The sequence below is a fragment of the Atlanticothrix silvestris CENA357 genome (assembly GCF_016056295.1).
GTDB classification, from domain to species: domain Bacteria; phylum Cyanobacteriota; class Cyanobacteriia; order Cyanobacteriales; family Nostocaceae; genus Atlanticothrix; species Atlanticothrix silvestris.
In genome coordinates this window covers 757-22,039 of sequence record NZ_JAECZB010000030.1, presented here as the reverse complement: position 1 = coordinate 22,039, position 21,283 = coordinate 757, and the positions used below count along the sequence as shown (strand labels likewise).

The following is a 21,283-nucleotide window of genomic DNA, read 5'->3' as shown; positions in this document are numbered from 1 at the left end:
ATCAACTCAAAATTTCACTTAGGTTTTTTAAAATACTAAGAACTTTATACAATTCATTTTCTCGCTTTAAAAGCGTAAATTCATCAGACATAGCATACTTAACTATATTTTCCTTAGCTAGTTTCAAAAAAATAAAATGGCTACCATTAGTAACTAATCCAAACACAGGCTTTTCTGGATGAGGATTCGCTAGCATGTAAGTAAGTGCTTGAGGAATAGTTTCCAAAAGGGAAAAACTAGGTTTTTTGGCTTCAATTACTAATAGCCATAATTGTTCTTGAATAACTAAAACATCAATTCTACCTCTGACAATTTCTCCTTTATCTTCCGCAGATATTTCTATCGATTGTTCACTTCTAATAAAAAAAGGTTCATCATAAAATCCAGCTAGACTGAGTAAAGGAGATAATACTACTAACTTTACCGTTTCTTCTGACAAAGGAGGATGTTTAACTAAACGGAGAAAATGAAATTTTACTTTGTCTAAAGATTGTTTTTCTAAAACGGTAATTTCTGGTAATTTGTCTAGCCATTCTGTAAAAAAAATCTCATTTTCTGCTAGTCGCAGATCAAATCTTTCTTCCAGATAGGCAAGTCCAACATTTTGTGCTTGAATGACTTGAATCATAGTTGATAGAAAGACTCATAAGGGTGCATCCCAGTTTTTAAAATGCCCACAGGCTATAAAGCCTGGGGCTACAAATACGAAGCCTGCCTTTGCAGGCTTTGTTCGTGTAGCAATACCCTTCTAGGGTATTTATTGAAAAAGTGGGATGCTTCCGACTCATAATAACTATTATGACACTTTTATAAATTGAGGCAAATATCTCTGCTTTCTCAGATGAAGCGTGATATTAAGCTAGCTAGAAAACCATATTTTATACAAATTTTAAATACACAATGACTTCTGCAAGAGACTATACACAAAGATATCCCAATTAAAATAGATCAAGATTGACGAAAGTTGCATAACAAATATCTTACTACAGTGAGCAAAATTTGCAATTGTTATTAATTATTTCGGTATGGATTCAGACAATAAGCCAGATATCTCTAATACTCTTCCAGACCAAACGCTAGATTGTTCTGCAACTAATCTACACTCTTTTTCATTTAACCAAATATCATCCCAACTCAATTCCCACATTGCAAGTTGAATTTGTATATTAACCAATTCCTCAGCTTGTAACGGTTCAATTTCTGCTGCTGTCCACTCAATAAACCATTTAGTTTCGTCAATTACACTTATCACTGCTTCTTTATAAGCAATTTCAGAAAATGACTTAATTCGTGCTAAATTTGCAGCTATGTGTCCTAAGCGGATTGATGTATTTTCGCTTTGAAAGCATACTTGTTTTTCTGCTTTATTCTGGTTCATAACCACCTATCAAACTCTGAGTAATTTCTGTCACACGTTCTCGAATTGCCGGGTCTTGGATTAACATTGAGCGATTATTCTGACTGGGGCGAATATTAATAATTGACTCGTAAGCCATTTTTGTGTAAAAGGTATCCAATCTGCGCCCCAAATATCTTTCTGCTGGCTGTCATTTTTCAGCAATGCTGCTTCGCATTCAGCGTGTTGTTGTCCTCCTCCCGCAAGAATACCTTTTTCTATATCTACTGCTATTTTGATATAAACTCCCAAAGGTTGCAGCATTTGCTCAACTTGTTCAAGCGTCGCTCTTTCCCTGATAATCAGTACCAAAGTTCCATCCCTAATACTGTAATTTTAAAAGTATAAATTCTATCTAGTGAGCTTTCAACTGGCTGACCAAATGAGCAAGTTCTGGCAAAATTAGTTTTTCCATACCTAGTTGCACAGCATTACTAGAACCAGGTAGAGAGAAGATTAATTTATGTTGATAAACACCAGCAACAGCGCGAGAAGCGATCGCACGCGAACCAATTTCTTGATAACTTAAAAACCGAAATAACTCGCCAAATCCCGGTAAGGTTTTCTCCAGCAACTTTTCAATGGCATCGTAGGTGGTATCCCTTGGCGCTATTCCCGTACCACCATTGAAAATCACAACATCTAAATTCGTATTTTGACCCAGCCGTTCTATCTGTGCTTGAATCTGCGCTGGTTCATCTTTGATAATCACATAGGCTGCTACAGCATGATTCGCATCAAGAAGTAATTGCTGGATTAGCTGACCACTCTTGTCTGTTTGAGGAGAACGTGTATCGCTGACAGTAACAACAGCACAAGTTACTGAAATTCCAGGTGCGTCTGGGTGGGGTTGTGGTGTCATTGATCACTAATATTGTGCTTTTAATAGGGCATGGGAAGAGTACATTGGGTATAAAGATAACTACTAATGCCCCATATGCCACTTGCTTTATAGTGGCTCCCCTATGCCCAATTCATATTAAGCTTTGTTAAATCCCAAATCATGTTCTGCGGCATAGCGCTCCATGAAACGCATAAAGCGTTCCCATTCTTCAGTCGACTTCATCAAATGAAGAGCTTCTAGTGCTTCCGGTTTACCGTTGATAAATTTACCCTTAACTTCGCGGGTAACTATTTCCCCTTCTTCGTCAATTAAGTACATACCGGTAACTTCTTCGGTGCTGCCTTGAGCCAAAATCTGAGGATTTGTAAAAATAAACGTTGCTGTACCACTATCGCCACTGCGTGATCGCGTCAAGCGCACCTCTGGAATTACTTCTTCGTCAAGGCCTCTAGAAAACTGAATTTTCGCCATGATAAATGAATTTAAACTTTTGTGATGGTTAATTTAATATTCTCTCATCATTTTAGAACTCCAGTGTCATAGAGCTTAGTAAGATTTATTTTAAGTATATTTGACCAAATAACTCACATTTTATGTATAAAATACATAAAATCATAGAACATTCCCATCTTTTTTGCCTGTTCGTATGGATAGCTTTGCTTAAGGTTTCATTTCTGGCAAACAAATTTTGATCTCTCTCCATTTGGCATTGTTGCATTGCACAGATTTTTGGCAGCATTCAATTGTTCATCGCTCACCTTAGCATTCTCCAAGTTGGCATTCTCCAAGTTGGCACCCTTTAGTTGGGCATTTGTTAAATCGGCATCAGTCAGTATCGCTCCTGCTAGATTAGCATCTGTTAGATTGACACCATGTAGGTTGGCATTGTTTAAATTGACCGATTGTAGGTTTTTACTAATCAAGCTAACACCAGGCTTAATTAGATATGCGCCTTTTGGGTAATAACCATCTGGAAACTTGGTTGTTTCCGTGTAGACGCTACGAATGAATTTGGCATCTTTAAGTTTTGCATTGCTCAAATCTGCACCACTTAAATTAACACCTATGAATTTAGCATTGCTCAAATCTGCACCACTTAAATTAACCTCGGTTAAGTCATTACGAATAAGCTTAATACCAGGTTTTATTATGTAGCCCAAACTTTTTAAGCTGTGACGAAAATCTGAGTTATTCACAGTGTCTAACGTTTGTTGATTGTAGATACTACGAGTTAAGTCAGTATCTTTCAGATTAGCATTCTCCAAATTGGCACCTATGAGATTAGCACCAATCAACTTCGCTCCTGTCAAATCAGCATTTTTCAGATCAGTACATGGTGGTTGAATTTTCTGTTTATTTTGTTGTTGGCTATCTTTACTAAAACAACTTAAATTAGCACTGCTTAAGTTTGCACCTTGTAGTTGAGCATCATTCAAATTAGCACCAGCAAGGATTGCTCTTTGAAAATTTACATTTTTCAACTCAGCTTTTTCAAAGTTAGCATTCCAAAATTGTGATTGTTGGAAATTTGCATAGTTGAGAACTGCTCTGTCAAGTTTAATCCCGCTAAGATTAGCATTACTAGCTTTTAGTGCTTCAAGTTTGATTTCGTTACCCAAGATTAAGTCAGATACAAAAGGAATATTCCATTGTAGTCGCTGCTTCTGCCAATTATTTAAGTCTTCTAACGAAGAAGTTCTTCCGCCATCACCGGACTGCTCTGAAGCCGAGTTAATGAGATTCCAATTATCAGAACGAGCTTTTTGGTGATGCTCTGGAATTTGGATATAGATTAACCAGAATAATCCTAAAAAAAAGGTAAATCCTAATCGGCTAACATTTAAACCTAACTTGCTTAAAAACTTCTCAACGATTTCAAAACTAAAATTGATTATTTCCTCTCCAGGCATACCTTCTATAAAATTGGGTTCTTCTTTGTCTTCTTGAGAATCATTTGATGCTTGAGGATAACCATTTTTATGATTGTTTGGTAACTGGCTTGCCATTGCTTTCCCTTATTTATTATTCAGTATAATTTCTGTATCTAATGTCAACTCATTGCTAACTTGAGGCACTTCTTGACTGAAGAGAAATAATGCAATGACAAATAAACATAGCCATAACACAACTGAGTAAGAGACAATTTTAAAAAACAATCGTGTTGCTTCTAAGTTTCTTTGAGCAAAAGAGGGTGTAACGATTGAGGTAATCGCTTTATTGTTGTTTTTCAAAATATTTATCCTCTCCTTAGAAGGCTACGGTGTACACAGAAGTCGTCATTGCGAGGAGGAACGACGAAGCAATCCCATTAACCCAACAATTTTTGCGATTACTTCGCTTCGCTCGTAATGACAGTTTATAGCTGCTTTAAACGCTGAAACCTATATGGAGAGTACTTGTGTGTACACCGTAGCCTTAGAAGGAGAGCGATCGCCCACATCAACTTCATCATCAGAAATGCAACCACATTCGTGGTGTATGTTTTAATCAAAACTAAGTGAATATACCAAGCCTAGAAAAGAAGCTCAACGTTGTCACTAGCTTCATGTTGGGTTTTAAACCTATCAAAACGTGAGGTCGACAATATGCAAACTACAGCCTAACAATACCCCGATTTAGATTTGTGACTTGAGGCTTGAATACGTTGGTCAATTATAAATTTAGCTTTTGCGAAGATGGTGCGATCACACATAGCGGTTCACTCTAACCCCTAGCCCCTAGTCCCTGTAAATGAGGGTTTTGGTTTATTCATTTTTTTGTCATGGAACTATGACATTTATCCCATCTCAATAACCAAGCGTAGACTCAAATGTCATGAAACCATCACAAGTTGATCCCCCAAGGGCTAATAAATTCGTCAAACAGGTAAAAAAGTGCCTTCAGACCCCTTGATCCCTACCAAGGGTTACTGGTTAATATTTACTTAACAAAAGGACACCTTCCGATCCCAAAGAAATGCTAATTTTGGCAAGAACAAGGAATTGAAAGGAAATCGCCTTCAATTTAAAAACAGACTAAAAAACTTAAAAACTGGGCAAACCAGGAGTCAGGAATAAAAATTCATCTGGGTGAATGACATTTTGAATAGATTCTTTAACCAGGGGAAATCATTTACATTTCACACTACTGGAGGCCAAATTCATGGCAAAAGAACGCCCACCGTTAGAGGAAATGACACTGCGGCAACTACGTAAAGTTGCTAGCGAATGTAGCATTTCTCGCTATAGTCGAATGCGTAAATCTCAACTGCTGGCAGCAATTCAAGAAGTCCAGCGCAACAAAGTTTCGCTTAGCCCATCTCGCTCACTGGAGGCACAGGAAACCGTGGAAGCAGCAAAATTTGAATTAGGACAAGAAGATCGCACTGGTGGCTCTCTGGCTGATGTTGATGAAGGACTCGCAGATCTACCAGCAGGTTACGGTGACAGCCGAATTGTGCTTTTACCTCGTGATCCCCAATGGGCTTACACTTACTGGGATGTTCCTAATGAACACAAAGAAGAACTGCGGCGGCAAGGTGGACAGCAACTAGCACTGCGGATTTACGATGTCACTGACATTGATATCGATCACCAAAGCCCTCACAGTATTCAGGAATATCCTTCTGATGAGCTAGCGAGGGAATGGTACATCCCAATTCCAGTGAGCGATCGCGATTATGTTATTGATATCGGCTACCGTGCTGCTGATGGTCGCTGGTTGGTATTAGCTCGTTCTGCTCGCGTACACATCCCCCCTGTTTATCCATCCGACTGGATTGAGGATGTGTTCGTCACTGTCAACTTTGAAGAAGACTTGCGTGGTAAAACTGTCTACGAATTAGTTCCTCCTGCCAAAAAGATTACAACGACAGCAGGAGCAAGCACAAATGGTAGCAACCCCATCTACGACCAAATCTTTGGTATGGCTGAATCTGCCGAAGCACAACGAGTTGCTGGTTCTCTATTCGGTTCCATGCAACAAGTACCGGGTTCTGCTCGTCCCGAACAAGCTATCAGTTCCTACATCTTCCCCTCTGGTGTAGGTATGTGGGCAGTTCCCACCACTTCCGGTTTAACCATGTCTGGTGCAGGAATGTCGGGTGTTGGTTTCTCAGCTTCCGCTGTACCAGTACGTCCACGCCAGTTCTGGTTAATCGCTGATGCTGAATTGATTGTTTATGGTGCAACTGAACCTGATGCTACCGTGACTATTGGTGGTCGTCCAATTAAGCTCAATCCAGACGGTACATTCCGCTTCCAAATGTCCTTCCAAGATGGTTTAATTGACTATCCTGTTTTGGCTGTTGCTGCAGATGGTGAGCAAACACGATCAATTCACATGAAGTTTAATCGTGAAACACCTTCTCGAAATACCAACACCAAAGAAGAAGCCGTTGTTGAATGGTTCTCTTAAATGACAAATGATTGTGTATGTTATGTAACCCCAGATTGAAATTTTGAATTATTCCCCGCTATAGTCATTATATAGCGGGTTTTTATTTTTTAATCAAGATGTCTATAAACAAAATATTGCTTTTGTCTGTATTTATTCTTAGTATAAGTTTTTTATCAGGTTGTAAAAAAATTCAGGCAAATTCTGTGCCAAAATCATGTCCTGGAGAAGATGCCCAATTTAGTATTGAGTTTTTCAAAACTAATAATAAAGGAGAGAAATATACAAGAGGTATTAACCATGTAATTATTTTTAATCCCAAATCAGCAGCATTAGATTTTAAAGTCAATGTAGGTTTATCTCATAAACTGTATGCTCAAAATCCTAAGGGAAAAATACGCAGAGAATATGTCCCAAAACAGTTTCAGGAAATCATTTCCGATCAAAATTCTACATTAAATGGGCTACGACCCATAGCAGCAATTAATGCAGACTATATAGGTACTGATGATCAACCCCAAGGCTTAAATATTTCTCGTGGAGTAGAGTATTCAGGAGTCTTTAAAAATAGGCGTTCTTCTTTTGGAATTTCCGGCGGTAAACCACAAGAAAGAAAGGCTACTATCCAGGCTGGTAGAAGAGCAGTTAATATTCTTAATTATAATTTGGTAGGAGGTAATGGCAGATTTTATCGTCAAGGTAAGTTTAAAGATATTTGTCAAGATTTAGGCGAATTTGCCTGTAAACAAGCAACTAACAGATCTATGGCAGCGATAACTAATAAAGGTTATGTAATTTTGTTAGTTAATGATTCAAAAGCAAATTCCAATATTGATTTTTCACCAATTAATCAAGAGCTAATTCCAGATAAATTTGATGATGTCTTAGAAGGAATTGCCCGTAATAATTGTTTGGGTAAAATTCAAGAAGGAATATTGTTTGATGGTGGTATGTCTCCAGGGTTATTTTACAATCAAAAAATATATGTAGAAAATTTTGGGCCAATAGGTTCAGTATTTTTGATTTATAAAAAACCCAAATAGATGAAGTTGGTAAAAAAAGTAAAAACTCTGCTTCTTGTCGCCAGACATCGCTCACAAATCATCAACACGGGAAGCTAGATTGGGTAGCTTTGGGTGTGATTATTCCATAATTCCATAACCGTGAAAAATGAAACAAGAAACACTTACTATTTTGTTGCAAATGTACACACAATTACAGCAAATAGCCGCACAATTGTACACAGCAGCAGAATTAGCACTTCAAAACGATGACTTTGACGATGCCAGTTTGCTTCAAAGCAGAGCAGATAAAATTTATGAAGAAGCTGAAAATCTAGATATCTTGATTTCTGAACTGGAGGGAGAATGAAAACGGTTGAACAATTAAAAACACGCATTCAAGAACTTGGTAAGCAAGCTGCACAGTTCAGTCAACAAGCGGTTGAAATTAGTAAAACTGATCGTGAACAAAGCAAAAACTTAATGAGACAAGCCAAAGAAGCAAGTAAGCGCTGCCAAGTGTTAATACAAGAGTTAAAAAGACAAAAACCTTAGCGCGTACACCCAGCTTTGATTTTGCAATGAAAAAATAACTGTCATTGCATTCGCGCAGCATCTCGTAGAGAGGAGGCGATCGCACAACTTTTAGATTTACCATTAGAAGTAGTTCAGCAAGCAGCAATAAATCAACATCTCTAAATTCAGGAAAATCTGCGGAGGCTGCACACAAGCTAACTAGAGTAATATTTATGACAACTAGTTAGCATGTGTATCATGTTTAAAATATTGCCAGTTACTTTAGCCGCCGCTACCGTATTATTATTATCAACTAATAGCTCTAATGTTACTCTAGCTGGAACTTGTGCTTCTAAGTGTGGGGCGCGACCAATTCAGTTTACGCCTGGGCAACGTATCCAAGTTCAAGTAGTCAATAGCACACCACGCCTAATTAAACTCCAAAAACCTTCTGCTACTGATCCAATCCTCCTGAGTCCAGGGAAAACATTACAGATGGAACAGATAGAAGGCACTGAGCCAAATACATCTTTGATATTTTGGGATGAAACAGGTTTATCAGTACAAGCAATTGTCTCTAAACCCAACTTTGGCACATTGCGGGTTGAACTTCGTCCTACTTGGCGTTCTCCTGGCGATCGCTCGTTGTATATTATGGATGATGGTCGGATAAATGTTTTTTAATTGCTAGCGATATAGTGTTATGAGTTATGAGTTAAGAAAAAACTTTGAGTTCAACACTCACAACTCATAACTTAAAATTCCCAACTTTGATTGTGCTAGATCGAACTGTATCTGAATTCTCCAAACCTAGCAGGCGCTTACCAAATCAGCGCTGGCAAATTTATCCACAGAAAACAGAATTAGCCCAACAATTGGCAGATTCGACAAATCTTTCACCGATTGTCAGCCAGTTGTTGATTAATCGTGGCATCGAAACACCAGAGCAAGCACAAGCATTTTTAGATCCAGAGTCTTTATTCTTACCTACACCACTAGAAGAATTCCCGGATTTAGCAATGAGTGTGGAGTTATTGCAAGAGGCGATCGCTTCTCAAGAGAAAATTGCTATCTGTGGCGATTATGATGCTGATGGCATGACTAGCACGGCTTTACTATTGCGTAGTCTGCGTACTTTGGGGGCTAAGGTAGATTACGCCATCCCCAGTAGGATGCATGAAGGCTATGGTATTAATAAACGCATTGTAGAAGAATTTCACAGCGAAGGCGTGGGACTCATTCTAACTGTAGATAATGGCATCTCAGCTTATGAACCAATTGCTAGAGCTAGAGAACTCGGACTGAAAGTAATTGTTACCGATCACCACGATATTCCCCAAATATTACCTCCAGCCAATGCCATCCTCAATCCTAAACTCATAGCAGAATCCTCACCTTATCGGGGCGTTGCTGGTGTTGGTGTTGCCTATATTTTAGCGGTGTCTTTAGCGCAACAACTAGGAGAGACAAGGGGTTTAATCCAGCCGATGCTTGCACTCTTTACATTAGGGACGATCGCAGATTTAGCTCCTTTAACTGGTGTAAACCGCCGCTGGGTGAAACGTGGCTTAAAACATTTACCCAAATCCCAATTACCTGGGGTGCAAGCTTTAATTCAGGTAGCTGGGGTGCAGGCAAGGGGAGCAGGGGAAGCAGGAGGAGATGTGGGGAAACTCCAATCTCAAATCGAAAATCTGAAATCTTTGAAGCCGGAGGATATTGGATTTCGCTTAGGGCCGCGCATTAATGCGATTGGACGGATTGGGAACCCCCAAACCATGATCGAATTGCTGACTACGGATGATATGGGGATCGCGCTGGAAAGAGCCATGCAGTGTGAACAAACCAACACCAGTCGTCAGCAAATGTGCGAGGAAATTGAACAAGCAGCGATCGCTTATGTAGAAGCAGAATTCATTGCTTCTTTACAGCAAGACCGAGTATTAGTTATTGTTCAACCTAATTGGCATCACGGCGTAATTGGGATCGTTGCTTCTCGATTACTAGAACGCTTCGGTGTTCCGGTATTTATCGGTACTTATGAAAACGCAGAACATATTCGCGGTTCAGCACGAGGAATCCCAGAATTTCATGTGTTTGCAGCTTTGGAATATTGTCAGGACTTGCTAGGCAAATTTGGTGGACACAAAGCAGCCGGGGGATTTTCTCTACCAGCAGAAAATTTACAGGCATTGCGATCGCGTTTGTGTGAGTTTGCCAATCAGTGTTTAGAACCGCAGCACCTCAAGCCGCTACTCAAAATTGATGCCCAAGCTCATCTTAATCACATCAATCAGCAACTTTATCAACAGCTAAATGCCCTGCACCCTTGTGGTATTGATAACCCTGATCCCATATTTTGGACACCCAATGTCCAAGTGGTTGAGCAAAAACCTGTTGGTAAGGGTCACATCAAACTGACACTTACCCAAACTATCGATGAGCAACAATATAAAATCAAAGCGATCGCCTGGCGTTGGCGCGACTACTTTCCCCTACCGCCGCGGATAGATATTGCTTACAAGCTGCGAGAAAATCACTTTAATGGTGACACTACTATTGAGTTGGAATTATTAGGTGTTAGGCTGCCAAATGATCATTACAGTAAGGAGTCAATTCATACCAAACTATTACCGCAATCTCATTTATTTGATACCTTGCCATCTAAACCTTTAAGAACTAACTTTCTGTACAACCAGCGTCAATATACTTGTGGCATCTATCAAAACGATGTTTCACCAGAATTAAGAATTAAAAATCCTGAAGGCAAAGTCTTAGTCATGCATCCAGGACGTACAATCGGTTTACTTGGTACTAATCGTAAAGATGCTACGGAGGTTGACTTATCTCAACCAAAATATGACAGCATTATCCAAGCTGCCCTTCAAGCGTTATCAGTTGTGAGTGCCGAGCTATGAGCTTTAGTTAACTCCTGACTCAGCACTGATTACTCCTACATGTTGCCGTTGCGAAAAGCCAGCACAAAGATTACCGCTGGGCCCGCAAGAATGATTAGTGCAACAAAGGTTAGCTGGAAAATAACTTCCCAATTGATATTGGCTAAAGCGTCAAACATTTTTCTTTCTCTCTCCCTATCGTCTTAGAAAATTAATAAATTCAGTTGCAAAACCCGCAATAATCATATCTGGTGATTGCCTGCTACATTTAATTTACTTAACAAAATTATAGGAAAAGACATAAAATGGCAAATTGGAAATGTGTCAAGCAATGTGGGGCTTGCTGTCATCTTGACCCAGCAGAACGTCCAGATTTGGAAGAATATCTTTCACCAGCAGAATTAGAACAGTACCTCAGCATGGTAGGTGAAGGTGGATGGTGCATTAATTTCGACCATACCAGCAGAGAATGCCGGATCTACGCCAATCGTCCGCGTTTCTGCCGTGTGGAACTACAAACATTTCAAGAAATGTATGGGATTGAACCAGAAGAACTCAACGAGTTTGCCATCGACTGTTGTCGTCAGCAAATAGAAGCAGTATATGGCGATCGCAGCTTAGAAATACTACGCTTTGACAAAGCTGTTGGCTTGTAGATAATTGCGTTTTGTGCAGTGGGGTTGCAATTTATTACAAGAATCTGAGAAAATGAGAGAAATATGAAAGCACCTTAGTAACAAAACTATTGCCTGTGAAACTTGACTCTGCACCTATGAGCCTTTCTGGCATATCTGAGACTGAATACCAGCCAGAACTAAAAGACAGTACTGAATCTGACTTAACTACTGCAATCATTGAGCCACTTCAGCCTGTAGTTGTCGATAGTCAAACAAAGCAGGAATCAGCAACGGCAATTTTTGGTACTACCTTCATCACCATCTTTCTCGCAGAAATTGGGGATAAAACTCAGTTATCTACTTTATTAATGAGTGCGGAATCTCATTCGCCGTGGGTAGTGTTTCTAGGATCTGCGGCTGCACTAGTAACTACCAGTTTTTTAGGTGTGCTTTTAGGTAGTTGGATAGCCAGTCGCCTTAGCCCAAAAATTGTAGAAAAGTCCGCAGGGGTAATGTTGCTACTCATTTCCATAATGTTGTTTTGGGATGTAATCAATAGTTAATTGTCAGTTGTCAGTTGTTAGTTGTCAGTTGTTATTTTTCTCTTGCACCCTTAATCTTCTTAATTAATATGGACTGGCATCTTTTAGGACTAAGCTTTATTACAGTTTTTTTATCAGAATTAGGTGACAAAAGTCAGTTAGCAGCGATCGCCCTTTCAGGTCGCTGTAAATCTCCACGGGCAGTATTTTTTGGTACAGCTGGCGCACTATTACTCACCAGCCTTTTAGGAGCATTAACAGGAGGAGCAGTCGCAGAATTTTTACCAACACGATTATTAAAAGCGATCGCTGCTGTAGGATTTGCCATTCTCGCCGCCCGCCTGCTGTTGTTTAATAATGAAGCATCACCAGATTCGGAACAAACACCATAATTAAAAAAGACACAAACAAGCCAAGTATTTCTGGTCTTCTTTGTGTCTTGGGATGAAATTTAACAGCGATCGTTTTCACAGAATCCTTACTGCCGCCAGCACCAGCTTAACAGTGCGCCACCTGTAACTAGTTTGACTACTTCTAGTAGAAAATAACTGCCGTGTAAAAAATTCATCTGTGCTGGAATTGCAGATGCTGTTTCAAATAAGTTGAGATGAGTTCCCACAGCACACATTTGGGGAGTTAAGAAATAAGTCTCTAGCAGAACTATTGCCAGCAGCATGGCAGATAAAATAATACTGCTAGGACTCCAGCGAGATTGAGTTTTTCTCAAAGCTAGTACCCCAGTCAGTACTACAGCCGCAGATAATAATTCTATGCGATTAAAATTCCAAAAAATTACATATCCTGCTGTGCTAAAACCTGCTTGGCTCATCATGCCAGATAAGTAAAGACTAGGCATAATTACCCAATCTAAAAGTAGGCTAGCACTCAGCCAAAAGCCCAAAGCAAACATCACAGCAGTTTGCCAAGTGGGTCGCTTTAATTCAACTGTAGAAAGAGTATTCATAGAGATAATTGCTTGTGCTGTATTTATTTTAGTGTGTAACTCAAAGAGTATTTTTGACAACACTTTTCAATTATCTTTTACAAAACAGTTGTGACTGAAAAAAAGTAATGATTGTTATCTTTTTTGATGTATTGGTAATTAATCTTAAATTAGTTTAAGAAGATTTAAACTACCAAAATAAATTGTAATGATTAGTAATACTAGACTCCTAGTCCTCGCTGGAGTAATCGCGCTCCCACCAGATGCAGTCCTTGTTTTCTTTTACTTGAGAACTAAGATATTATCTATCTAAATTGGTCAGCTTAAGTAAAGCTATGCGCTTCAAGTTTTATTAAGCACAGCGATCGCCACCGTAGCCATAACTATGGTACAGACATGTACTTTCGAGCAAAGTCAAGCAATTCAGTTACAGGATGGCACTGTATATTTTGCCCAACCGCCTCGCCTTGTTGGGGCAGCAACTACTTACAACGAAACTTACGTATGGGGCGCAACATACTATTTTACTCTCAGTATGCCAGAGAATGCGGGCGAACCTTTGGAAAAGGTAACGATTAACCAGCATGAGGGAGTAGATGACATTCGCTTTGACCTGAAAAATAGTTTTGCCTTTGAAGGTACACGCTCCCACAAAAAACAGAAAATAGGCTTGAAAGATGCAGTAAGCGATCGCCAGACCCGAACAGTGTCGCTAATATTTGACCCGCCAGTATCTTCAGGGAAAACGATTACAATTGGCTTGAAACCTTGGCAAAATCCCACAGTTGCAGGTGTTTATCTATTTGGAGTTACAGCTTTTCCAGGTGGTGAAAAATCTCACGGGCAATTTCTCGGTTTCGGACGGCTGCATTTCTATAGCCACGGTAAGGACTCTTTTCTCTTTCCGTATAAATGGTAATCTGAAAATTTCTAAGCTTTATGGAAAAACTAACCACAGAGGCGCAGCGAAAAGTTCTGTTTGCGTAGCGTCTCCGTCAGGAGAAGGAGGGTTTCCAACGCCAGTTGCTCATGGGGAGCCACTGCGTTGGGCGGCTATGCCGACTTGTAGCAAGTGGCGTGGAAACCCCCAAGGCTGCCTTACCGCACTGGCTCCTCCGTAGGAAACTTTTCAAGACAGAGAGCGCAGAGAAATAAGAATTGGAGAGGTTTTTTGCATAAGTCCTAGAAATCTCAGTTAAGTAGACGCGATTTATCGCATCTGATAAGACTAATACACTTCTCTCTATGCCCTATAATTTTTCATTTCTCTTGAAACGTCCAAACTCCTTCATCCCAATCTAAATCTGTTGGGGGCGATTGTAACCAATGCTGACAACGTAACAGATGCAACATCGCAGCCTTGTCATGGTTATCAGCTGCTAAAACTTTGGCAAACTCTGCTCTGGCGGAGGTAAATTGGCGCTTGAGATAATACGCGCGGCCTTTGTGATAATGCTCAATCACTTGTAGCTTTTCGCTACTAATGGGATCGGCACGTAAGCCAATCAATTCGTAGATAGCTACTGGCTCATTTCTGCCTTTGACGCGAATATGATCTAGTTCTCTAGCCCAAATATTTTCTTTGCAGGGTTGAAAAGTGTTGTCACTGATAATGATGTCACAACCATATTGTTTACTAACACTTTCTAAACGAGAGCCAAGGTTAACCCCATCACCAATAGCAGTAAATTCCATCCGCTTGCTAGAACCGATATTACCACTAATTACAGTATCAGAATTGATACCAATGCCAATGTTGATTCTGGGCTTGTTATTTGCATAACGACGTTGATTAAAATCGTGTAAACGATGGCGCATTTCTAGAGATGTTTGCACTGCCATCCAAGCATGTTCTTCTAATGGTAGAGGAGAACCAAACACAGCCATGATGGCATCACCAATGTATTTATCAAGAGTGCCTTTATGTTTAAATACTGCCTCTACCATTGATTCAAAATATTCATTTAGCATACTCACCACTTCTTCAGCTTCTAGGTTTTCTGTCAAAGTGGTATAGCCGCGAATATCAGAAAACAAAATAGAAACTTCTTTGCGATCGCCTCCGAGCTTAGCATCGTCTAATTTCAGCAATTCTTCTGCTAATTCTTGGGTCATGTAGCGGTACATCGTACTCTTGAGGCGCTTTTCATCACTGATATCTTCCATCACCACCAGTGCACCACGGACTTGTTGTTGATCGCTAGCATCAGCGATGGAGTTGATTGATAAATTAATACTGTGTTGTTCTGTGCCAGTACTTACAAGTGTGCGATCAGGATAATACTGTTGGCGACATTTCAAGTTAGTTCCATGTAAAGCGTTCTGACACCACTTGCTAAAGTTGCCTTCTTTAATGGCGATCGCATCACTAATTAATTTACCTTCCAAACGATCTTCTGCTTCCAGTCCTAATAAACGTTTAGCACTTTCATTGGCAGCAATAATTGACCCGGCTTTATCAGTAGAAATCACACCATTAGAAAGACTACGCAAAATATCCCGCTGCATTTGTTCTTGTTGTTTGACAGTAGCAAACAGCTGAGCATTTTGCAGTGCAACTCCCGCTTGGATATTAAAAGCTTCCATAAACTCTTCATCATTGCGGTCAAAACTAGCTTGGAAGTATTCAGGAGCATCAGGCCAACTAGCCGGATCATAAGCTGCAAAATCTCCTGATTTCTTTTTATTAACTAATTGAGTCACACCAATCAATTCTTGATCGGCGTTAAACACTGGCATACAAAGTAAGCTACAAGTACGATAGCCATTTTGTTGGTCAATTTGTTTGGCAGTTTCCGAGTCAGGATGGTCATACAAGTCAAAGGAAATATTTAGTTTCTTGCCTGATGCGGCGACAATGCCAGCAAAACCTTTACCTATAGGTATTCGCAACTCCTTAGTGAAACCATTGTCTTGGGTAATTTTTGTCCATAATTCATGGCGATCGCGATCTATCAGCCAAAGAGTACTGCGATCGGCATTCATCAGTTCCTTTGCTTCATCCATCACCCGCTTGAGGGTATCTTCTAAGTCGAGGCTACTTTGACTTAGGGACTTAATCGCCTTCATCAGCGCCGCTACTGCTCTTTGTTTTTGCGTAGCCATGTAAAAAGAGCGCGACGATTCTAAAATCAAGCGAATTGAAGGAGCAAATTCTTGAAATAATTGTTCATCAGCTCCAGTAAAGCCTCTAGTATCAATGCGGTCTGAGAGTAGAGTCTCTGGATTATTAAGCGAGTTTAATTTATTAAGTAATTGTACTACCGCTACTAATTGCCCTTGTTCATTCAGTAGGGGCAAAGCTAGCATTGTGTAGGTGCGATAGCCAGTTCTTTTTTCTTGTTCTTGGGCAAATACTGAACGCGGATCTTTATAAAAATCAAAAGGAATATTGACTACTTTTTTAAAAGTGGCAACTTCACCGGCAATACCTTTATCGGCTGGAATGCGAATTTCTAAAGAGCGATCATCATCCCCCTCAGCCACTATTGACCATAGCTGTTTGTTTTCTTCATCTAATAAAAATATAGTTGTTCTATCTGCTCCTAATAATTCACCTGTTTTTAAGGTGATTGAATGCAACATTTCCTGGAGGATTGTTTCAAACCCGTGAGAGTCTAACATTGACAGAGTTTGATGAACAATCTGTAACTTTTGCTCAACTTCTGTCACAACCTGTTTAAAAGTATCTTGAGTCAGGGGAGCAAGAAACGTAGAAATAGTTCCTTTTCTTCTGGCAAGCGCACCCATAGGGGCAGAATTTGGTTGCAAGTAGTGATTTTCTTGGTTAGGAACACCAATAATCAAGTCGGCTGTCTCGCCAAAACTACGTTGATGCACTGACATAAGTAATTTTTATATAACAGGTTTAGATGTTAGAAATGATTAACAATGCCATTAAATTTATCTAAATGTTGTATTTAGCAACAATTGATTGACACTAACCACAGTTTAATCGTTCGTTTAACTAGCGTCATCCTGCTTTACTCTTTGTTTTCCTTAATCCTTTGTTTAGATAAAAAGTTAAACGACGATCAATAAATATAGGTTGATTTTAAGCAATAAATCTCAAGTGTAGCGGCAGAAATATGAAATCATTTCGATCTGATAATAAGGAGCATCAATAACATTAGAGGATAGAGTATTGTAGGCAAAATTCCAGGTATTTGTGTGAGCATTAATCAACAAACTATATAGAGGCACTAGCTAGAGAACAACTGCGCTTATAAGATTCGCAGACGTTACCAGCCTACATAGTCATTACCTACTTGATTGGCTATGCTCGTGGGTGTACTCTATACATAGTTCCCAAAAGTCTGGCTAAGTTAACAATTTCTTATTTAAATCATAAAATTGCTACTAGAGTTTAGTAAAATAAAAGACTTATAGTAACTTAAGTTACACCAATTGCCTTCATTACACCCAAGGAAAAATAGATAAGGGTATTCTCTCCTGGTGAAATTAACAGAAGCTTTTCGGAAATGATGTGATTAAGTGTGTAGGTAATTGAAACTATCCTTAAGGAGGCTGTGTTAGTTAATTGGTAGCTACGGTTCTAGGGTGCGCTATTGAATCATTTTCAGTAGTTACAGAGCAGGTACAATGCCTAATCTCGCTAGATTATAAAGTTATGTAACAACTATGGGACTGCTGCATAAAACCTAGATAACAGCCGTAGATATAAAAGGAGACACAAAATCTAATACACTAAGTCTCCACAGTTTTAACATGTTGTTTGAGTGAATTTACAGTAATTCACTGCCAATTATTGAACTCAATTGCTGTTTTGTGAAAGAGGTAAATCGATATGACGACTCAATTTTGGGTATTAAGCAGACTAGCAAGCGCTTTTGAAAAGATTGGGACAACGATCTTCGCCACCGATATCGGTAATGGCTGGCCTTTGTTACCCAATAAAAAAAAACAGCCATCTCCGAAACAACCAACCCCCCGATTTCCTAAAGAGCTATCTATCCCTGATAATTCTGAAGAGAGGCCACCTACCAATTTACAACCAATTCCTGATCGGACTGAAGAACGATCTGCTCGCTCCGACGATTCCTCCATATCATTTCAGATCATTTACAAAGTCTATATCGCTGTAAAATCTCAGTCTAGCTGTTGGCAAAAAGAGATTTGGGTATAAGTTTTGCTGTCTGTAGTGATGAACTCAGTTCTTTCAAAACCTAACTTCATAGTTTTAAATAAGAGGCAAATTTTGAAATGACTCAAAGTGGCAAAGGTTGCTCTTTGCAACTAGGTTTAGCAAATTCTCTAGCAACTGCTGGAGCTTTAGCCCTTAGCATTACTTCTCCTTGTGCAAGTTCTGCCTTTGCCCAGAGTGTCATCACTCCTGATCAAAACTTAGGAACTGAAAACTCTCAAGTTATCAACAATTACCTTGGTAATCCTACTGAAGCCCTTACGGGCGGGGCAACTCGCGGCAACAATCTGTTCCACAGTTTTCAGGAATTTAACGTTAAAGAAGGACGCTCAGCTATTTTCTTGAGTCCCGACAGTAATATACAGAACATTCTAGTTAGAGTAACTGGTAGCAATCGCTCGGAAATTCTAGGTAAGCTGGAAACTTCGGTTGGTTCTAATGCCAATTTATTTTTGATTAATCCTAATGGTGTTATCTTTGGGCAAAAAGCCACACTTCAGATAGGTGGTTCCTTTGTGGCTAGTACAGCTAGCGGCATCAAATTTGCTGATGACACTGTTTTTAGTGCAACTACTCCCCAAACAACACCTCTATTAACAGTGAGTGTACCGCTTGGTTTGCAATTTGCAAAAATTGGGGGAGAGATTAATCTACAAGGAACACTAGAAGTTCCAACAGGTAAAACTCTAGGGTTAGTAGGCGGTAACGTTACTCTCGATGGTGGCAATATCAGCCCAGACTTAATGCGTAATAATCTACTTGCACCAAATGGTCAAATCGCATTGGGAGGTATTCTTGGAGCAGGAATAATAGGGCTGAATCTGGATAACAGTAACCAAATTTTAAGCTTTCCTAATGACGTAGCTTTAGCAGACGTATCGTTCATAAATCAAGCTCGAATTGATGTTAGTGGTGATGGCGGCGGTTATATTCAGCTACAGGGCAAACGTATCACGCTTAATGATGCGTCACAAATTTTCGCAGATACTATAGGAAGTCAAAACGGTAGAGGAATTTCTATCCAGGCAGAGCAGTTAACTCTTCAAAATGGGTCACAAATAAAAGCTTTTGTTCGTGAGAATGCGACAGGTTCCGGGGGAAGCGTAATAGTGAGCGCAGCTGACTCTGTACTGGTGAGCGGAGAAATACCAAAAGGAAAGTTTAATGCTGGGAATCCCAGCGCTTTGTTTACTGAGACTTCTGGTGAAGGCTCGGCGGGTAAATTGACCATTACAACGGGACGGTTGATTGTTGAAAATGGGGCAAACGTGACAGCTAGTGCGCGAGCGCGTAGCCAAGGTGAAGGAGGTAATTTAGAAGTGACTGCCTCAGAGTTTGTAAAATTGAGCGGATCTTCAGCTTTTAACCGCCCTAATGGCTTGTTTGCTCAGACTGAAGGTAGCGGTAATGCAGGTTACTTGAACATCACAACTCCTGTATTGATTGTCAGAGATGGATCAGTAATATCAGCTGCTACTCTTGCCAATAGTAGTGGTAATGGCGGAAGTCTGACTATAAAAGCTTCTGACTATGTGGAACTGAGCGGAAATGCACCAAATGGTTTTCCCAGCGGTTTGTATGTTCGGAGTCGAGGCAGTGGAGACGGGGGTTCCTTATTCCTTACTACAGGGCAGTTGATTGTAGATAAGGCTCAAGTAACTGTAAGTGCTTTACAAGGAGGCAACGCAGGCAATCTTGAGGTAAAAGCCCGCGATATCCGTTTAAACGAAGGAAAGTTGATTGCTGAAACTACATCAGGTAATGGTGGTGATATTAAACTGCAATTACAAAATTTACTGATGTTACGCAATCATAGTCAAATCTCTACTACAGCAGGCATTTCTGGTCAAGGTGGAAATGGTGGCAATATTACCATCGATACACCTAATGGTTTTATAGTTGCTGTCCCTAGCGAAAACAGCGATATCAGTGCTAATGCTTTCACTGGTAAAGGTGGAAATGTCCAAGTTAACGCTTTTAGTGTCTTTGGCACTCAATTTCGAGAAAAACCGACTGAATTTAGTGATATTACCGCCAGTTCTGAATTTGGCTTAAATGGCACAGTCGAAATCAACACCCCTGATGTTGACCTGAATCCAGAATTAATCAATTTACCAACCCAACCAGTTGAGCCTCAAGTTTCCCAAGTATGTCGAGCGAGTACAGCACTAAAGAAAAATAGTTTTACCATTACTGGACGTGGCGGTTTACCTTCTAGTCCTACCGAACCCCTCAATGCTGATGCTGTTCTAGCAGATTGGATTTCTCTTGACACAGTTGCAACAAAACCCTCTAGTGTAAATTTGAGCAAAAATACTGCTAGTTCCACACAGACAAGCATTGTAGAAGCTACAGGGTGGGTAATAAATACCAAAGGTGAAGTTGTACTGACCGCTAATACACCTACTGCCACGCCTCATAGTTCCTGGCAGAACTCCACTGACTGTAGTATGTCTCAATCACCTTCTTAAACTAGTACATGATGGCGTAAATAAACCACCCATTTCAAATCAATGAAAAGCTTATGCTGTTTTAATTTTTAATTTTTAATTCCGCCTTGCGGTACTAATGGTCTGTCCCATTAATTTTGATGGTAATACGTGTTCATAGTAAGCACTAAAGTGCTTCAAATTCAGGACTAAAGTCCTTATACCAATTCTCTATGAAGTTGCACTTAATAAAGCTCTTGTGATGTAATCCCATCCACAAATCGATGCGATTGCTTCGGTAGAAATAGAGTCAAGAACCTGTTTGAGCTTGTGTCTTAATTGATCCAAGTGTGTGCAATGTTCCCAAGACAATTCATGCTTAATGTGTTCCCATAAACGCTCAATGGGATTAAGCTCTGGACTATTGGGGGGAATGTCACTAAGAAAAGCTGGGGGAGCTGGGGAGGCTGGGGGAGTAAAGAGTAATCATTAGTAATTTTTACTACTACGATATCCTTGAATACACTACTTTCTTTGTCTCCCCCAGCACCCCCAGCACC

20 protein-coding genes and 1 pseudogene are annotated in these 21,283 nt (G+C 39.9%); 12 read left to right on the top strand and 9 right to left on the bottom strand.

Features of this window, described 5'->3' with window-relative positions:
- Position 1 precedes the first annotated feature (1 nt).
- The 6 genes and pseudogenes from I8751_RS13430 to I8751_RS13405 all read right to left on the bottom strand — a co-directional run bounded on the left by I8751_RS13430 (position 2) and on the right by I8751_RS13405 (position 4,246).
- Complete coding sequence (locus tag I8751_RS13430; RefSeq protein ID WP_214439662.1) at positions 2–628, bottom strand: type I restriction endonuclease; 627 nt, start codon at positions 626–628, stop codon at positions 2–4.
- A gap of 387 nt (positions 629–1,015) precedes the next feature.
- Positions 1,016–1,378 (bottom strand): hypothetical protein, encoded by a 363-nt coding sequence (locus I8751_RS13425; RefSeq protein WP_214439661.1) that lies wholly within the window; start codon positions 1,376–1,378, stop codon positions 1,016–1,018.
- Positions 1,365–1,660, bottom strand: a pseudogene (locus I8751_RS13420) (DUF5674 family protein). The gene I8751_RS13425 and the pseudogene I8751_RS13420 overlap by 14 nt, the downstream one beginning before the upstream one ends.
- Positions 1,661–1,751: 91 nt before the next feature.
- Positions 1,752–2,258, bottom strand: a complete 507-nt coding sequence (locus tag I8751_RS13415; protein WP_214439660.1) for a MogA/MoaB family molybdenum cofactor biosynthesis protein — start codon at positions 2,256–2,258, stop codon at positions 1,752–1,754.
- A 117-nt stretch (positions 2,259–2,375) separates the two neighbouring features.
- Positions 2,376–2,711: a photosystem II reaction center protein Psb28 gene (gene psb28 / locus I8751_RS13410; protein WP_214439659.1), complete on the bottom strand. Its 336-nt coding sequence runs from the start codon at positions 2,709–2,711 to the stop codon at positions 2,376–2,378.
- A 197-nt stretch (positions 2,712–2,908) separates the two neighbouring features.
- Positions 2,909–4,246 carry a pentapeptide repeat-containing protein gene (locus I8751_RS13405; protein ID WP_214439658.1) on the bottom strand — a complete coding sequence of 446 codons (1,338 nt, stop codon included), beginning with the start codon at positions 4,244–4,246 and terminating at the stop codon, positions 2,909–2,911.
- 1,135 nt (positions 4,247–5,381) lie between these two features.
- Here I8751_RS13405 and I8751_RS13400 point away from each other — a divergent pair.
- The 6 genes from I8751_RS13400 (at position 5,382) to I8751_RS13375 (ending at position 11,049) form a co-directional block, all read left to right on the top strand.
- The gene (locus I8751_RS13400) at positions 5,382–6,635 is read left to right on the top strand and encodes a DUF4912 domain-containing protein (RefSeq protein ID WP_214439657.1); all 1,254 of its coding nucleotides are present in this window, start codon (positions 5,382–5,384) and stop codon (positions 6,633–6,635) included.
- Positions 6,636–6,733: 98 nt separating this feature from the next.
- Entirely contained in the window at positions 6,734–7,657 is a 924-nt protein-coding gene (locus tag I8751_RS13395) for a phosphodiester glycosidase family protein (protein WP_214439656.1), read from the top strand.
- 127 nt (positions 7,658–7,784) lie between these two features.
- A complete protein-coding gene (locus I8751_RS13390) occupies positions 7,785–7,985 on the top strand; it encodes a hypothetical protein (protein WP_214439655.1) in 201 nt (66 codons plus the stop codon).
- Positions 7,982–8,170, top strand: a complete 189-nt coding sequence (locus I8751_RS13385; protein ID WP_214439654.1) for a hypothetical protein — start codon at positions 7,982–7,984, stop codon at positions 8,168–8,170. Before I8751_RS13390 ends, I8751_RS13385 begins: the two co-directional genes overlap by 4 nt.
- Before the next feature lie 219 nt (positions 8,171–8,389).
- A complete protein-coding gene (locus I8751_RS13380) occupies positions 8,390–8,815 on the top strand; it encodes a hypothetical protein (RefSeq protein WP_214439653.1) in 426 nt (141 codons plus the stop codon).
- A 92-nt stretch (positions 8,816–8,907) separates the two neighbouring features.
- Entirely contained in the window at positions 8,908–11,049 is a 2,142-nt protein-coding gene (locus I8751_RS13375) for a single-stranded-DNA-specific exonuclease RecJ (RefSeq protein ID WP_214439675.1), read from the top strand.
- A 35-nt stretch (positions 11,050–11,084) separates the two neighbouring features.
- Here the strand turns inward: I8751_RS13375 and psb30 are convergent, their stop codons facing one another.
- Complete coding sequence (psb30, locus tag I8751_RS13370; RefSeq protein WP_214439652.1) at positions 11,085–11,207, bottom strand: photosystem II reaction center protein Ycf12/Psb30; 123 nt, start codon at positions 11,205–11,207, stop codon at positions 11,085–11,087.
- A 126-nt stretch (positions 11,208–11,333) separates the two neighbouring features.
- On the opposite strand from psb30, the gene I8751_RS13365 reads away from it, so the two are divergent.
- The 3 genes from I8751_RS13365 to I8751_RS13355 all read left to right on the top strand — a co-directional run bounded on the left by I8751_RS13365 (position 11,334) and on the right by I8751_RS13355 (position 12,579).
- Positions 11,334–11,684, top strand: coding sequence for a YkgJ family cysteine cluster protein (locus I8751_RS13365; protein ID WP_214439651.1), 351 nt, complete (start codon positions 11,334–11,336; stop codon positions 11,682–11,684).
- Positions 11,685–11,779: 95 nt separating this feature from the next.
- Positions 11,780–12,208 (top strand): TMEM165/GDT1 family protein, encoded by a 429-nt coding sequence (locus tag I8751_RS13360; protein ID WP_214439650.1) that lies wholly within the window; start codon positions 11,780–11,782, stop codon positions 12,206–12,208.
- 68 nt (positions 12,209–12,276) lie between these two features.
- Positions 12,277–12,579 carry a TMEM165/GDT1 family protein gene (locus I8751_RS13355; protein ID WP_214439649.1) on the top strand — a complete coding sequence of 101 codons (303 nt, stop codon included), beginning with the start codon at positions 12,277–12,279 and terminating at the stop codon, positions 12,577–12,579.
- An 86-nt stretch (positions 12,580–12,665) separates the two neighbouring features.
- Here I8751_RS13355 and I8751_RS13350 read toward each other — a convergent pair whose 3' ends face one another.
- Positions 12,666–13,151, bottom strand: a complete 486-nt coding sequence (locus I8751_RS13350; RefSeq protein ID WP_214439648.1) for a hypothetical protein — start codon at positions 13,149–13,151, stop codon at positions 12,666–12,668.
- A gap of 364 nt (positions 13,152–13,515) precedes the next feature.
- Between I8751_RS13350 and I8751_RS13345 the strand changes: the two genes are divergently transcribed.
- A complete protein-coding gene (locus tag I8751_RS13345) occupies positions 13,516–14,049 on the top strand; it encodes a DUF2808 domain-containing protein (protein ID WP_214439647.1) in 534 nt (177 codons plus the stop codon).
- 341 nt (positions 14,050–14,390) lie between these two features.
- On the opposite strand, the gene I8751_RS13340 is transcribed toward I8751_RS13345, so the two are convergent.
- On the bottom strand, positions 14,391–16,976 hold the full coding sequence (locus tag I8751_RS13340; protein ID WP_214439646.1) for a GAF domain-containing protein: 2,586 nt from the start codon (positions 16,974–16,976) through the stop codon (positions 14,391–14,393).
- A gap of 961 nt (positions 16,977–17,937) precedes the next feature.
- Here I8751_RS13340 and I8751_RS13335 point away from each other — a divergent pair.
- The gene (locus I8751_RS13335) at positions 17,938–18,276 is read left to right on the top strand and encodes a hypothetical protein (RefSeq protein ID WP_214439645.1); all 339 of its coding nucleotides are present in this window, start codon (positions 17,938–17,940) and stop codon (positions 18,274–18,276) included.
- A gap of 77 nt (positions 18,277–18,353) precedes the next feature.
- Positions 18,354–20,765 carry a two-partner secretion domain-containing protein gene (locus I8751_RS13330; RefSeq protein ID WP_214439644.1) on the top strand — a complete coding sequence of 804 codons (2,412 nt, stop codon included), beginning with the start codon at positions 18,354–18,356 and terminating at the stop codon, positions 20,763–20,765.
- Positions 20,766–21,283: the final 518 nt, after the last annotated feature.

What these genes read in the sequence shown, in the direction of transcription:
- I8751_RS13430 (WP_214439662.1), bottom strand. Translation starts at nt 628, where the DNA reads ATGATTCAAGTCATTCAAGCACAAAATGTTGGACTTGCCTATCTGGAA.
- I8751_RS13425 (WP_214439661.1), bottom strand. Translation starts at nt 1,378, where the DNA reads ATGAACCAGAATAAAGCAGAAAAACAAGTATGCTTTCAAAGCGAAAAT.
- I8751_RS13415 (WP_214439660.1), bottom strand. Translation starts at nt 2,258, where the DNA reads ATGACACCACAACCCCACCCAGACGCACCTGGAATTTCAGTAACTTGT.
- psb28 (WP_214439659.1), bottom strand. Translation starts at nt 2,711, where the DNA reads ATGGCGAAAATTCAGTTTTCTAGAGGCCTTGACGAAGAAGTAATTCCA.
- I8751_RS13405 (WP_214439658.1), bottom strand. Translation starts at nt 4,246, where the DNA reads ATGGCAAGCCAGTTACCAAACAATCATAAAAATGGTTATCCTCAAGCA.
- I8751_RS13400 (WP_214439657.1), top strand. Translation starts at nt 5,382, where the DNA reads ATGGCAAAAGAACGCCCACCGTTAGAGGAAATGACACTGCGGCAACTA.
- I8751_RS13395 (WP_214439656.1), top strand. Translation starts at nt 6,734, where the DNA reads ATGTCTATAAACAAAATATTGCTTTTGTCTGTATTTATTCTTAGTATA.
- I8751_RS13390 (WP_214439655.1), top strand. Translation starts at nt 7,785, where the DNA reads ATGAAACAAGAAACACTTACTATTTTGTTGCAAATGTACACACAATTA.
- I8751_RS13385 (WP_214439654.1), top strand. Translation starts at nt 7,982, where the DNA reads ATGAAAACGGTTGAACAATTAAAAACACGCATTCAAGAACTTGGTAAG.
- I8751_RS13380 (WP_214439653.1), top strand. Translation starts at nt 8,390, where the DNA reads ATGTTTAAAATATTGCCAGTTACTTTAGCCGCCGCTACCGTATTATTA.
- psb30 (WP_214439652.1), bottom strand. Translation starts at nt 11,207, where the DNA reads ATGTTTGACGCTTTAGCCAATATCAATTGGGAAGTTATTTTCCAGCTA.
- I8751_RS13365 (WP_214439651.1), top strand. Translation starts at nt 11,334, where the DNA reads ATGGCAAATTGGAAATGTGTCAAGCAATGTGGGGCTTGCTGTCATCTT.
- I8751_RS13355 (WP_214439649.1), top strand. Translation starts at nt 12,277, where the DNA reads ATGGACTGGCATCTTTTAGGACTAAGCTTTATTACAGTTTTTTTATCA.
- I8751_RS13350 (WP_214439648.1), bottom strand. Translation starts at nt 13,151, where the DNA reads ATGAATACTCTTTCTACAGTTGAATTAAAGCGACCCACTTGGCAAACT.
- I8751_RS13345 (WP_214439647.1), top strand. Translation starts at nt 13,516, where the DNA reads ATGGTACAGACATGTACTTTCGAGCAAAGTCAAGCAATTCAGTTACAG.
- I8751_RS13340 (WP_214439646.1), bottom strand. Translation starts at nt 16,976, where the DNA reads ATGTCAGTGCATCAACGTAGTTTTGGCGAGACAGCCGACTTGATTATT.
- I8751_RS13335 (WP_214439645.1), top strand. Translation starts at nt 17,938, where the DNA reads ATGACGACTCAATTTTGGGTATTAAGCAGACTAGCAAGCGCTTTTGAA.
- I8751_RS13330 (WP_214439644.1), top strand. Translation starts at nt 18,354, where the DNA reads ATGACTCAAAGTGGCAAAGGTTGCTCTTTGCAACTAGGTTTAGCAAAT.